At 47.2% G+C, this 11,759-nt stretch carries 12 protein-coding genes, 1 tRNA gene, 1 pseudogene and 1 other annotated feature; of the genes and pseudogenes, 5 read left to right on the forward strand and 9 right to left on the reverse strand.

Translation table 11 applies throughout. The annotated features are described in order from the left end of the window. Positions 1 to 438, forward strand: a pseudogene (locus JGK07_RS30760) (CopG family transcriptional regulator); the annotation flags it as partial. Between the two features lie 179 nt (positions 439 to 617). Next, positions 618 to 2,207: a C-3',4' desaturase CrtD gene (crtD, locus tag JGK07_RS30765; protein WP_293186744.1), complete on the forward strand. Its 1,590-nt coding sequence runs from the start codon at positions 618 to 620 to the stop codon at positions 2,205 to 2,207. Between the two features lie 206 nt (positions 2,208 to 2,413). Here the strand turns inward: crtD and rplL are convergent, their stop codons facing one another. The 9 genes from rplL to rplS all read right to left on the reverse strand — a co-directional run bounded on the left by rplL (position 2,414) and on the right by rplS (position 7,043). Beyond that, complete coding sequence (gene rplL / locus JGK07_RS30770; RefSeq protein WP_293186745.1) at positions 2,414 to 2,800, reverse strand: 50S ribosomal protein L7/L12; 387 nt, start codon at positions 2,798 to 2,800, stop codon at positions 2,414 to 2,416. Between the two features lie 118 nt (positions 2,801 to 2,918). Next, positions 2,919 to 3,503, reverse strand: coding sequence for a 50S ribosomal protein L10 (gene rplJ / locus JGK07_RS30775; RefSeq protein WP_293186746.1), 585 nt, complete (start codon positions 3,501 to 3,503; stop codon positions 2,919 to 2,921). 29 nt (positions 3,504 to 3,532) lie between these two features. Further along, positions 3,533 to 3,704 (reverse strand) — a sequence feature (ribosomal protein L10 leader region). A 109-nt stretch (positions 3,705 to 3,813) separates the two neighbouring features. Continuing rightward, entirely contained in the window at positions 3,814 to 4,527 is a 714-nt protein-coding gene (rplA, locus tag JGK07_RS30780; RefSeq protein WP_293186747.1) for a 50S ribosomal protein L1, read from the reverse strand. A gap of 292 nt (positions 4,528 to 4,819) precedes the next feature. After that, positions 4,820 to 5,245: a 50S ribosomal protein L11 gene (gene rplK / locus JGK07_RS30785; RefSeq protein WP_006635588.1), complete on the reverse strand. Its 426-nt coding sequence runs from the start codon at positions 5,243 to 5,245 to the stop codon at positions 4,820 to 4,822. A 3-nt stretch (positions 5,246 to 5,248) separates the two neighbouring features. Further along, on the reverse strand, positions 5,249 to 5,887 hold the full coding sequence (gene nusG / locus JGK07_RS30790) for a transcription termination/antitermination protein NusG (RefSeq protein WP_293186749.1): 639 nt from the start codon (positions 5,885 to 5,887) through the stop codon (positions 5,249 to 5,251). Further along, positions 5,884 to 6,117, reverse strand: coding sequence for a preprotein translocase subunit SecE (gene secE, locus JGK07_RS30795; RefSeq protein ID WP_293128199.1), 234 nt, complete (start codon positions 6,115 to 6,117; stop codon positions 5,884 to 5,886). Before secE ends, nusG begins: the two co-directional genes overlap by 4 nt. Before the next feature lie 152 nt (positions 6,118 to 6,269). After that, positions 6,270 to 6,479 carry a hypothetical protein gene (locus JGK07_RS30800; protein WP_293186750.1) on the reverse strand — a complete coding sequence of 70 codons (210 nt, stop codon included), beginning with the start codon at positions 6,477 to 6,479 and terminating at the stop codon, positions 6,270 to 6,272. Next, positions 6,450 to 6,522, reverse strand: a tRNA-Trp gene (locus tag JGK07_RS30805). Before JGK07_RS30805 ends, JGK07_RS30800 begins: the two co-directional genes overlap by 30 nt. A 134-nt stretch (positions 6,523 to 6,656) precedes the next feature. Next, positions 6,657 to 7,043, reverse strand: a complete 387-nt coding sequence (rplS, locus tag JGK07_RS30810) for a 50S ribosomal protein L19 (protein WP_293186751.1) — start codon at positions 7,041 to 7,043, stop codon at positions 6,657 to 6,659. Positions 7,044 to 7,110: 67 nt separating this feature from the next. On the opposite strand from rplS, the gene JGK07_RS30815 reads away from it, so the two are divergent. The 3 genes from JGK07_RS30815 to JGK07_RS30825 all read left to right on the forward strand — a co-directional run bounded on the left by JGK07_RS30815 (position 7,111) and on the right by JGK07_RS30825 (position 11,547). Then, positions 7,111 to 8,499, forward strand: a complete 1,389-nt coding sequence (locus JGK07_RS30815; RefSeq protein ID WP_293186752.1) for an inorganic phosphate transporter — start codon at positions 7,111 to 7,113, stop codon at positions 8,497 to 8,499. A 1,046-nt stretch (positions 8,500 to 9,545) separates the two neighbouring features. Beyond that, a complete protein-coding gene (locus JGK07_RS30820; protein ID WP_293199059.1) occupies positions 9,546 to 11,309 on the forward strand; it encodes a DMT family transporter in 1,764 nt (587 codons plus the stop codon). 49 nt (positions 11,310 to 11,358) lie between these two features. Continuing rightward, the gene (locus JGK07_RS30825) at positions 11,359 to 11,547 is read left to right on the forward strand and encodes a hypothetical protein (RefSeq protein ID WP_293186754.1); all 189 of its coding nucleotides are present in this window, start codon (positions 11,359 to 11,361) and stop codon (positions 11,545 to 11,547) included. Positions 11,548 to 11,759 lie beyond the last annotated feature (212 nt).

Here is an 11,759-nt window from a genome sequence, read left to right on the forward strand (position 1 = left end):
TTGGGCGAAAAAGAACATTGGGCTAACGAATTGCAGCAGCAACTAGCCTCCAAGTCGAGCGATTTGGAATCTTTGCAGCATCAATTGGGCGAAAAAGAAAGTGCGATCGCATCTTTACAGCAGCAATTCGCTACCGAAAAGCAAAATCTCGAAAGCCAATTGCAGGAAACTGTATCGAAGTCAAGTTACGAAGCTTTGCAGCAGGAGTTAGCAGAAAAGTCAAGTGCGATCGGCAACTTGCAAGTTCAACTGACCGAGTTCCACTCTCTAAAAGATCAATTAAGCCAAAGTGCTGCGAAACAGCTAAATTACGAGGCTTTGCAGCAAGAGTCTCAAGAACAGCTAAAAACAATCAAAGCTTTACGGGAACAGCTAGTTCAAATGCAAGCTGTGGCTGGGATTGGCGAAGCTTATCTCAACAAGTGGCGCCGTCCCTGATTTTCTCATCAGCACGCCACAGTCTAACGTTTCGGGTGCGCCCGGAGCACTTTACCCCTAAAACGTCCTCTAAACTCGGCCTCCTTCCTCTTGTAGCGATAGATTTGAACCTGTCGCTACAAGAGCTTTTTATGGCAAAATATGACCATAATATTAAGAAATATTACAATAAATAAATTATGATGACCGATCGCACCCGTCAAAGCAAATCCAGTGCAACAGACACCAAGGGCCGCGTCACAGTAATTGGCGCCGGCATCGGCGGGCTGACAGCAGCAGCCTTGCTTGCCCATAGAGGATACAAAGTATTAGTCTTAGATCAGGCGATCGTCCCCGGAGGATGCGCTTCCACCTTCAAACGCAAAGGCTTTACCTTCGATGTCGGCGCCACGCAGGTTGCAGGCTTGGAACCCGGAGGCATTCACCACCGAATTTTCTCAGAATTAAACATCGAACTTCCCCCCGCCACACCCTGCGATCCCGCTTGTGCGGTATTTTTGCCGGGAGAAACGACACCGATTAGCGTGTGGCGAGATCCGCAAAAATGGCAGTCAGAAAGACAGCAACAATTCCCCGGAAGCGAACCTTTTTGGCAATTATTGTCTGCATTGTTCCAAGCTAGCTGGAAATTTCAAGGGCGCGATCCAGTTTTACCGCCGAGAAACTTCTGGGATTTCTGGCAATTAATTCAAGCAGTTCGCCCCGATACTTTAATTACTTTGCCTTTCACTTTTATGACGGTGGGAGATGCTTTGCGCTTGTGCGGTTTGGGCGACAATTTGCGCTTGAGAACTTTTCTGGATTTGCAGTTAAAATTGTATTCCCAAGTTGATACCGAAGAAACGGCGCTGCTGTACGCGGCGACGGCTTTAGGAGTTTCCCAAGAGCCGCAGGGATTGTATCATTTACAAGGAAGTATGCAGGTGTTGAGCGATCGCCTGGTAAGTGCGATCGAGCTTTACGGCGGCAAAGTGCTGTTGCGGCATACAGTCGAAAGTATTGTCACCACTAACGGCAAAGCCACGGGCACAGTGATTCGCAATCAAAAAACAGGCGAAGTTTGGACAGAAATTTGCGATCGCATTGTTGCCAACGTCACCGCGCAAAATCTAGTTAAATTGATGTCAAGCGAGCCTGTTTTAGAAACTTTAACAGATAATTCCGAGACCACAAACCAACTACCAAATCAAATGGCCGGCTACAAACATCGAGTTGATAAATTGCCGCCTGCATCCGGCGCATTTGTGATATATTTGGGAGTGCATGAAAGCGCAATTCCGGCAAATTGTCCGCCGCATCTTCAGTTTCTCTACGACTACGACGGCGAGATTGGTGAGAATAATTCGTTATTTGTTTCCGTCAGTCATGCGGGCGACGGCCGAGCACCGCAGGGAATGGCGACAATTATTGCTTCGTCTTTTACTGATACTCGAATGTGGTGGAATTCTGCTGATTATGAAGGATTGAAGCAAAAATACGCTGAAGGTGCGATCGCCCGTTTGAGCGAATATTTCAATTTGACACCCGAAAAAATTGTACATCAAGAATCAGCAACACCTCGCACCTTTGCCCGCTACACAGCGAGAGATAAAGGCGTTGTCGGCGGCATCGGCCAGCGAATACCAACCTTCGGCCCTTTCGGATTTGCCAACCGCACGCCAATTAAAAACCTCTGGTTAGTCGGCGACTCCACCCATCCCGGAGAAGGAACCGCCGGTGTTTCCTATTCTGCTTTAACTGTCGTGCGGCAGATGGAGGCGGAGTTTTGATCGCAGATCAGAGGGCGGTTGAAACCGCGTCTACACGAACGAAGATCTGATCAGACGGCGGTTGAAACCGCGTCTACACAAACAATGTCCGCCTCCGCGGACTCAAGAAAAAGACGGCGGTTCAAACCGCCGAATCTTGAACCCGCGGAGGCGGGTTTTGTCTGTATAGACGCGGTTTCAACCGCCGAGTTTTCTAGACTCTATGACTACTTGATAGAAATCTTGGCGCCCACAGCTTCAAGCTGCTTCTTCAATTCTTCAGCAGCTTCCTTAGCAATAGCTTCCTTAACTGCCTTAGGTGCGGCTTCTACCAAGTCTTTCGCTTCCTTCAGACCCAAACCGGTAATTGCGCGGACTTCCTTCAGAATTGCGATTTTCTTGTCAGCAGGAACTTCTTCCAACATGACAGTAAACTCAGTTTGTACTTCTACTTCTTCAGCAGCAGCAGCAGGGCCGCCCATCATCATCATGCCGCCTACAGGAGCAGCAGCGCTAACGCCAAAAGCTTCTTCAATTTGCTTGACCAATTCAGAAGCTTCGAGCAAGCTCAGAGTCTTCAGTTTTTCTAAGATTTCGTCGGTTGCAGTAGACATTTTTTGAACTCCTAGTTCGATTTGATTAATTGTCAGTTGTCAGTTGTCAGTTGTCAGTTGTGATTTTCTAGTTCGAGATTTCTCAATTCAAAACTCACAATTCAAAACTCAAAACTATCTAAGCAGATACGCTTTCTGCTTCTGCTGGTGCTTCTGCTTCTGCTGGTGCTTCTGCTGCATCGCCGTCTTTTTCAGCATAAGCTTTGAGACCGCGTGCGATCGAAGTAGGAACTTGATTGATACCCACAGCCAACTTGGTTGCGACACCGTTGATAGCGCCAGCAATTTGAGCCATGAGTTGTTCCTTCGACGGCAGATCCGCTAATGCCTTAACATCATCTTGTTTCAGCACCCGTCCTTCCATCACGCCGCCGCGAACTTCAGTCTTCTTGGAAGCTTTTTGGAATTCTTGGTAAGCCTTAATCGCGCCGCCAATATCTTCTTGCACGAACATAAATGCCGACGTACCTGTCAGCAATTCCTGTATCGGCTGCCATGTTTCATTGCCTTCAACAGCAATTCGCATTAGCGTGTTTTTTGCCACTTGGCAACTGCTGCCTTTGGGACGCAAACGCCGCCGCAAATCTGTGATTTCAGCAACAGTTAAGCCTTTGTAGTCGATCGCGATTACCAGTTGAGATTCGCTCAAGGTTTGCTTGAGGTCTGCAATAATCTCATTTTTTACTGCTAAACTTTTGCCCATACTAATTTCACCTCCTTTTAGGATCTCAAACTGCCAATCAAAAACCCCAACCTTATAGCCGGGGCAGAGAATTAAAAATTAAGAATTAGGAATTAAAAGATAGAACTTTTTAATTGATTTTCTTGAGTTTTTATTTCTTCAGCCTCGGCAGGAAATTAAGCACTCGGCACCTGCGGTCTTCAGCTTATTGATTTTTGATTAGGCTATCACCATCCGGCAGACATTAGCAAGGGTATGCAGCAAATCTCGTGAGAGATTTACACAGACAGCCGAAGCTGTCTTTTACTTTCTGCCTTCGGCTTAATTCTTGCTAAGCAGCATCAAGTTTGGTATCGCGCAGAGCACTGATATCGACTTCGATCGATGGGCCCATAGTTGCGGATACGTACAAACTGCGCCAGTAGCGACCTTTCGCACCAGAAGGACGGTTGCGGTCAACAGTTTCTTGCAAAGCATGAAGGTTGACCAGCAAATCTTCCGCTGAGAAAGCTGCCTTGCCAAACATAACATGAACGATGCCTGTGCGATCGGCACGGAATTCTAGTTTACCACCTTTGAATTCGTCGATCGCCCGAGCAATGTCAGTCGTCACTGTGCCGCCTTTTGGAGAAGGCATCAAGCCGCGCGGGCCCAACAACCGACCCAATTTTGCCACCAACGGCATCACATCTGGAGTAGCAATCAGACAATCGAAGTCCATCATGCCCTTTTGAATTTCCTCGATCAACTCTTCAGAACCAGCAATATCTGCGCCGGCATTCAGAGCTTCTTTAACTTTTTCGCCCTTAGCAATCACCGCAATTCTGACTACTTGACCAGTTCCTTTTGGCAGCGATACAGTTGTCCGCAACTGTTGGTCAGTATATTTCGGGTCAATTCCCAAACGGATGTGAGCTTCAGCAGATTCGCCAAACTTAGCGGTTGCTGTTTCTTTCAAAAGTTGCAGAGCTTCCAGCGGTAGGTAAGGTCTCTCTTCAACTTTCTTTTGAAGTTCTTGCAATCTTCGCGATACTTTCTTTGCCATTGTTATTTTTTGGGGTTAGTAGATTTGAGATGTGAGATTTTAGATTTAAGAATTGAGCCGTTTCGGTCATTTCAAATCTAAAACATTTGCGATTCCTAGCGAAGCTTTGCTTCTCCCCCTGAATCGACTTGCGATTTCGGATTTTCGATTTTGGATTTTCGATTGAACTTATCAGCCGATCGTTGCCAATCTAAAATTTTTCCGATTCTGACGATTGATTGCTGCCAACTGCCAACTGCTTTCGGAGTCAACTGACAACTGTCAACTGTCAACTGTCAACTGTCAACTGACTTTAATCAGCGATCGCCACGCCCATGTTTTTAGCTGTTCCCGCTACAATTTTCATAGCAGCTTCAACATCATTAGCATTAAGGTCAGGCATCTTAGTTTCAGCGATTTCTCGCAACTGAGCCTGTGTGATTGTCCCTACTTGCTTGCGATTAGGTTCACCCGAACCCTTAGCAATACCAGCAGCCTTTTGAATCAAAACCGAAGCCGGGGGGGTTTTGAGAATAAACGTAAAACTGCGGTCTTCAAAAACCGAAATTTCTACCGGAACCACGAGACCTGCTTGGTCTGCGGTTCTAGCATTGTACTCCTTGCAAAACATCATAATATTGACGCCGTGCTGACCCAAGGCTGGGCCGATAGGAGGAGCTGGGTTGGCTTTTCCCGCTGTAATCGCCAACTTAATTACTGCAACAACTTTCTTTGCCATTAGTTAGTTCTGTTTCTGAACCTGATTGAACTCTAATTCTACAGGCGTATCGCGCCCAAAAATCGAGAGTAAAACTTTGAGCTTGTTCCGTTCCGGGCTAACTTCAATCACATCACCTTCAAAATCCTTAAACGGCCCGGAAAGTACCACAACGTGGTCTCCTGTCGCCATCGATACTTTGACAACTGGTTCTGATTCCTGAGCGTTTCTGAAGATCCGTTCTACTTCCGAATGACTCAGAGGTAGCGGTTTGACGTGACCCCTGCCGCGCCCGTAGCGGCGTTTTTGCTCTGCCCCGACAAAATTAATTACATTCGGGGTATTTTTAATCACCTGCCACGTATCCTCGTCCATATACATACGGATGAGTACGTAGCCGGGGAAAATTTTCTCATCTGACTGGCGCCGGGAACCGTCTTTGCCGACTTTGATCGCTGGAGTTTGCGGAATTTCGACTTGAACGATACGATCGGCAACATCCAAAGTTTGAATCCGCTGATCCAAGTTTGCCTTCACGCGCTTCTCGCAGCCTGAGGCTACCTGAACAGCATACCAGCGAGCCTGAATCTCCGGCACATCTGGCGATGCTGCCTGTCCCGTCGTTTCTGTGGAATAATCAGATTCTTCTGATGCAAAAGTCATGGCCCAAACACCTTTCCTGCGCCCCAGTTAAAGAAGTTATCCACCAAATAGATCAGGCTTGCTGAGAGGATTACCATCAAAAGCACGGCCAAAGACTCGCTAATTAGCTGCTGGCGGCTCGGCCAGACCACTTTGTCGAGTTCTTCTCTAGTTTCCTTAAAAAAACCCGCAGGATCGAACCCAGGCGCAGTCATTTCTTGAGTTTCTTGAGCTTCGTCTTTTTTCGCCACGATCGAATCCCCCTTCCGATTTCAGATTTTAGATTTCAGATTTTAGATTTTGTGAGTGGCTCGCGGCTATCTGATTTTTTGACACTAACCACTTACGCCCAAGTCCAAAATCTCAAATCCAAAGCCAGCACTTTTTTACAAGCTCAACCCATCTAACGGTGTATGTGCCGATCGCCCTCAAAGGCGATCGAGAAGCAACACCGAGCATTTGTTGATGGCCTTTGTTGCGAACCGCCCACAAAAATTAATTCTACCCGAAAGTCTGCGGTTTCGGCTGTTTCCAGCCAATTATCCGGGCGCTTTCGGGCAGAATTAAAATTTTGGTGATTCAGCGCGCCCTGGAGGACTTGAACCCCCGACATCAGGTTTTGGAGACCTGCGTTCTACCAACTGAACTAAGAGCGCACAGGTGAGGTTGCTGAAATTCGCTTAACCTCTAGATTTCTATTTTAACACAGTGCGCTCGGAAATGGGAAACTTTTTTTTGAATTTTTCAATTTCCCATTTTCTGTCTCTCCAAGAGGAAGCTGGGTGCATTCCTACAGGGAGCGATCGAACCGCTGTTTGACGCGAGTAGCTTTGCCGACGCGATCGCGCAGGTAGTAAAGTTTTGCTCTACGGACTTTACCGCGGCGCATGACTTGAACAGTAGCGATGCGGGGCGAGTGAATCAAAAACACCCGTTCCACGCCGACGCCTTGAAACACGCGGCGCACAGTGATTGTTTCATTAATGCCGCCGTTACGCATGGCAATCACAGTCCCTTCGTAGGGTTGAACCCGTTCTTTCGCGCCCTCTTTAATTCTCACGCCGACGCGCACGGTGTCGCCTACGTAAATTTCTGGTAGAACTTTGCTTAGTTCTACCTTGACTCTATTTATTTCTTCCGTCTCGATCGAACGGATTATTTCTGCTGCGCCTTTCATAAAATTTTCCAAAACTCACAATCCCCTATCATATATCGAACTGCCAGTTTTATCTCAAAAAACTTCTATGTTAAATACTTCCTTGGTCGTATTTCTGCAACTCGGGGCGATCGCGATACTAGCTTTGTACGTCGCCGCCAACTTGGGGGCTAACGATGTCGCGAACTCGATGGGGACATCGGTAGGATCGAAGGCGCTCACGCTGCGGCAAGCAATAATTGTTGCAGGCATACTAGAGTTTGCTGGTGCCGTGCTGTTCGGGCAAGGAGTTTCCGAAACTCTAGCAACAGGAGTTGTGAATGCAGAAGTGTTCGCAGACAAACCGCAGGTATTTTTGATCGGGATGGTGTCAGTGCTAGCAGCTTGTGGCTTGTGGCTGCAAATTGCTACCAGTCTAGGTTTGCCAGTTTCTTCGTCTCATGCGGTGGTAGGTGCGATCGCAGGTTTTAGCTGGGTAGCAGCGGGAATTCATGCGGTTGATTGGCCGACTATCGGCAGGATTTCGTTAACTTGGGTGGCGACACCTTTTGCTAGCGGTGCTTTAGCTGCACTATTTTATAGTGGGGTGAAGCATTGGATTCTCGATCGCCCCGATCCTCTATTTCAACTGCGCGAGTGGATACCTTGGCTGAGTGCAGCGCTGCTGAGTGTATTTGGGATAATTGTATTGCCGTCTGTTGTGGATGTGGCTTTGGTGCAGACAGGCGCGATCGACTTCGCGCGCGATCGACTTGGCTGGAATCTGCCAATTCACGATATTGCGATTGCTATCGGGAGTATTGGGGCGATCGGGCTTTCCCTCAATAGCTGGAAAAAGTTAGAGAAAGAAGGTTCGGCAGCGAGCAATGTGCGGGATGTAACAGATAGAAAGAATAAGCAAGAGGAAATATTCTCCCCATCTCCCACTCTCCCCCTCTCCCCATCTCCCACTCTCCCTCACTCTTCCATCGAGCAACAGATGGCGAGATTTCAAGTGCTGAGCGCTTGTTTTGTGGCATTTGCACACGGTTCCAACGACGTAGGGAATGCCGTTGCGCCTTTAGCTGCGATCGCCTACATCCAGCGCACAGGCTCCTTTCCCCTAGAAGATTTTAACGTTCCCCTGTGGATTTTAGTCCTCGGAGGCGCAGGAATCGTCATCGGTTTAGCCATTTGGGGTCAAAAAGTGATCGCTACAGTCGGGGAAAACATCATCCAACTGCAACCCAGCGGCGGATTTTGCGCGGAATTAGCCACAGCTACCACAGTATTATTAGCATCTCGCTTGGGTTTGCCGGTTTCCACATCCCACGCTTTAGTGGGTGCAGTTGTGGGAGTCGGGCTGATTAAAGGTTGGAAATCGGTACGCTGGAAAACTTTGCAGTCAATTGGTTCGGCTTGGGTGGTGACAATCCCGATCGCCGCCGGTTTGGGTGCTAGCATTTTCAGCATCGCCCAATGGATTTTAGTTAAATGAACGCGATAGGTGTGTATAGCCTTTCAAGCGAAAGATGAAGTACGACTGGGCATAGGGCATAGGGCATAGGGCATAGGCATCCGTGGGCATACCTCACTTTTTTGAGAACCGCGATAATTTCCTTCTCCAAACAATGCTTTAGCTGTCAAGCCAGCACTTCCATACAGGGCTTTCTCAACTGAATCTCAGTGCTGTTACTAAATTGTATAAAGTGTTTTACGGTGAGTATTAGTCTAGAAACCACAGGCGTTGCTGGGCAAATGATGCCGGAAAAATAAACACTTCGGCTTAGTCTGAAATATTCAGGCTTTGGCGATCGCTTTTCATTCAGTTAACAGTTGATGGTTGATGGTTGAAAAAGAAAATCAGTTGATAGTTGATAGTTGATAGTTGACAAAGGAAGTCAGAAGATTGGAGTAATGAATCGTCTGATTTTAAGCTCTTCCGATCGCGCTTGGGGCTTTAAACCAAATTCTTATCGTAAAGCAATTGTCAGAATTTTCAGATGCCAGATCTGTTGCCCTTGGAGAATGGGATGTGTTAGTTTTTTGATGAGACAGGTTGCTTTTGAGGGTGCGATCGCCTCTTCAAACTTTGGCGATCGCAAGATCGGAAATTTTAATATCAAAAATCCGGGTGCAAGAGTGTGTGAGAGACTTGGGCCCAGAAACCCGGTTTCTAGCCATTTAATGCTCAAATTATGCCTTTAGGGGTGAGGAGTCTCGGCCCTACCCTCAACTTTAGTTGTCGGGGGAAGAGGTTATCCGGCTGGCGAGGCGGGTGAGTTAGAGGCGAGAATTACCCGGAGCAATCGGTGCAGAGGTCAAGCTGTAGTATGATTTCTAATTGCACAAAGTGTTCTTGGGGCGATTAAGAGCGGGATAGCTTCGCTTCACGCAATTTTCTAACATTTCTAGCTCAGCGACTACCATAGATTCAACAGCGTCCGCAATCTTTGAGACCAACTCACTAGAACTTGCGACCTGATGCAGCCAAAATACTTAAGAACACTCTCTCGTGCAGTTTAAATTAGAGGTTATAGGCTAATGGCGAACCGGAACAGATACTCGCCAAAAGGCGACGCAGGGGATGCACAATCAGCAGAACAAGTCCTCAACTCAGTGATGCAGGAACTGGACGCTTTGCATGAAAATGTCAAAGGTCAGTTAAACCAGGACATTACTCGGCTGCAAACTGAAAAAAATCACCTGATTGAAGATATTGAAGGCCTCCGGGAGCAATATCGCAAATTGCAGTCTCAGCAAATGGAATCTCTGTCTGGGCGATACATTCAGCAGCAGCAATTGTGGCTGAAGCAGTTGGCTCAAGTTTTGGCTCACAATTTGCAGGATTTGTTGGTGCAGCGGTTCAACGAACTCAGCGCTAACTCGGGCCATTCTCTCAGCAGCCCAATTCCCAGCGGCGAATTCCCCATACCCATGCCCCCTAGCAACTATGACGAACGGGCCTCGGAGTTATTGGCGGCGCTCGATGAACGGATAGATCGCAGTTTCCAGATGCTAGAACAAGATTTGAGCAGCTATGAAAGCGAGCTATCCATGCGGCTCAACAACATGAAAACCCTCGAACTCCAAGGGGAAGAACTGCTACAAAATCTCGTCAACCGCATTCGGGAAGAACTCGTAGAAGAAGAATATCTTGACAATCCTTTCGACGCTCAAGATTCCTATCCCGAGGAAGCAACTAATTCTATCCGCCCGCAAGTTTTGCCGCCAACACCTGCGGATGCGCCGCGGCAAGCCTTTCCACAGCCTTCAGCAGCGCCTGCGGCAGTCGCAACAGCCACTTCTCAAGTGCAAGCAGGTTTGATTCTGGCTTTGTCTTCGGCGGTGGTATTGTCGCTGTTTAATGTTTGTTTGAGAATTCTAATTAAAAGCAGAAATCCTCGGATGATTTTTGGCGTGTTTGAGCTTGATGGGGTGGTGACTCGGGGTTTTGGAAATTCTCTGTTGATTTTGTTGATGCGGCTGATCGTGGTGATGGCTTTGATGCCAGTATTGGCAACATTTCTGTATCCTTCTGTCTGGAAAGATCTTAAACGGTTTTTCTACTCGCGCGATCTATCTTTGTGGAGCAAGGTTTTAGGAAGCGCATTTTTTCTGTTTTTGTCTCAGGTTTTGATTTATTTGGCGATCGGCAATATTCCGGCGGGGATTGCTATTACAATTTTCTTTATTTACCCGATCGTCACCGTACTGGGTTCTTGGTTCTTGTTTGGCGCTCGTCCGAGTACGATCGGCTTTTTGGCGATGTTGGGGATTACCGCAGGTCTGATTTTAGTTGGATCGCCGAGTTTTGCTGCGCCAGCTCCTGGCGGTGGCAATGTCGAGGTAGGAGTCGCCGCTGCACTGGCTTCTGGGATTACCTTTGCAGGTTACGTATTGCTAACTCAAATGGCCGCCGGCAAACTGCACCCGATTCCTTTTAGTTTAGTTAATTTCGGCGCGATTTTTGTATTTTCGTCCCTGAGTTTGTGGGTACCGCTGTCAGAGAATCTGGCTCCGAAAATCGACCAAAATGTTTGGCCTGGTTTGATTGTGGGAGGCGTTGTTTTAGGCGTACTGACACTATTTAGCTATCTTTTGAACAATTTTGCCATCCGGTTCGCGGGGGCGGCCTTAGCGTCAGTAATTGGCACTTTGGGCCCGGCGATGACAGCACTCTTCGGGTTTATAATTATCAATGAAAAGTTGCAGCCTGTAGCAATTCTCGGCATGGCTGTGGTGACATTGAGCGTGGCTGCGATGAGTGTAGAACGCATGGTAGCTCCTCAGAAAAAGGCTACTTAAGTTCAGTTGACAGTTGATAGTTGACAAAGGAAGGAAGAGGATTGGAGTAATGAATCGTCTGATTTTAATTTCTCCCTACAAGGAAGAGCCTTTAAACCAATTCTTTCTGGTAAAAACTGCTGTTGGTAGTGAGGACTTTAGTCCTAGGATTTTGAGGAATAAATTCCTCACTACGAACTTGTTTTATAAAGTGTTTGTAGCGGGGAATGCGAGTCATCCCATTTTGATTACTAATTAGGGCTTGCTGAAAAAGTCAGAAAACAGCATTTAGAAAGATGAGTGAATTTGAGATCGCCTCGACAATATAAGTTTTATCAATCTTGTTCTGGCGAAACATAGCTTTTACCAATAATTTAAGCCAAAAAACATCAAAAAAGGTTTTTGTTATGAAATAGACAGAAAAAAAGCCAAAAAGCCTGCCGTACCCTGGCAGAAAGATTCATCACCAGA

This window comes from Microcoleus sp. PH2017_24_DOB_U_A (assembly GCF_020738205.1).
GTDB lineage: Bacteria > Cyanobacteriota > Cyanobacteriia > Cyanobacteriales > Microcoleaceae > Microcoleus.

Bases quoted from the DNA above. Each gene is read 5' to 3' on its own strand.
- JGK07_RS30820 (WP_293199059.1), top strand. From the start codon at position 9,546: ATGGCGAACCGGAACAGATACTCGCCAAAAGGCGACGCAGGGGATGCA.
- rplL (WP_293186745.1), bottom strand. From the start codon at position 2,800: ATGTCTACTGCAACCGACGAAATCTTAGAAAAACTGAAGACTCTGAGC.
- crtD (WP_293186744.1), top strand. From the start codon at position 618: ATGATGACCGATCGCACCCGTCAAAGCAAATCCAGTGCAACAGACACC.
- JGK07_RS30800 (WP_293186750.1), bottom strand. From the start codon at position 6,479: ATGTCGGGGGTTCAAGTCCTCCAGGGCGCGCTGAATCACCAAAATTTT.
- JGK07_RS30825 (WP_293186754.1), top strand. From the start codon at position 11,359: ATGAATCGTCTGATTTTAATTTCTCCCTACAAGGAAGAGCCTTTAAAC.
- rplS (WP_293186751.1), bottom strand. From the start codon at position 7,043: ATGAAAGGCGCAGCAGAAATAATCCGTTCGATCGAGACGGAAGAAATA.
- nusG (WP_293186749.1), bottom strand. From the start codon at position 5,887: ATGACTTTTGCATCAGAAGAATCTGATTATTCCACAGAAACGACGGGA.
- rplJ (WP_293186746.1), bottom strand. From the start codon at position 3,503: ATGGGCAAAAGTTTAGCAGTAAAAAATGAGATTATTGCAGACCTCAAG.
- rplA (WP_293186747.1), bottom strand. From the start codon at position 4,527: ATGGCAAAGAAAGTATCGCGAAGATTGCAAGAACTTCAAAAGAAAGTT.
- JGK07_RS30815 (WP_293186752.1), top strand. From the start codon at position 7,111: ATGTTAAATACTTCCTTGGTCGTATTTCTGCAACTCGGGGCGATCGCG.
- rplK (WP_006635588.1), bottom strand. From the start codon at position 5,245: ATGGCAAAGAAAGTTGTTGCAGTAATTAAGTTGGCGATTACAGCGGGA.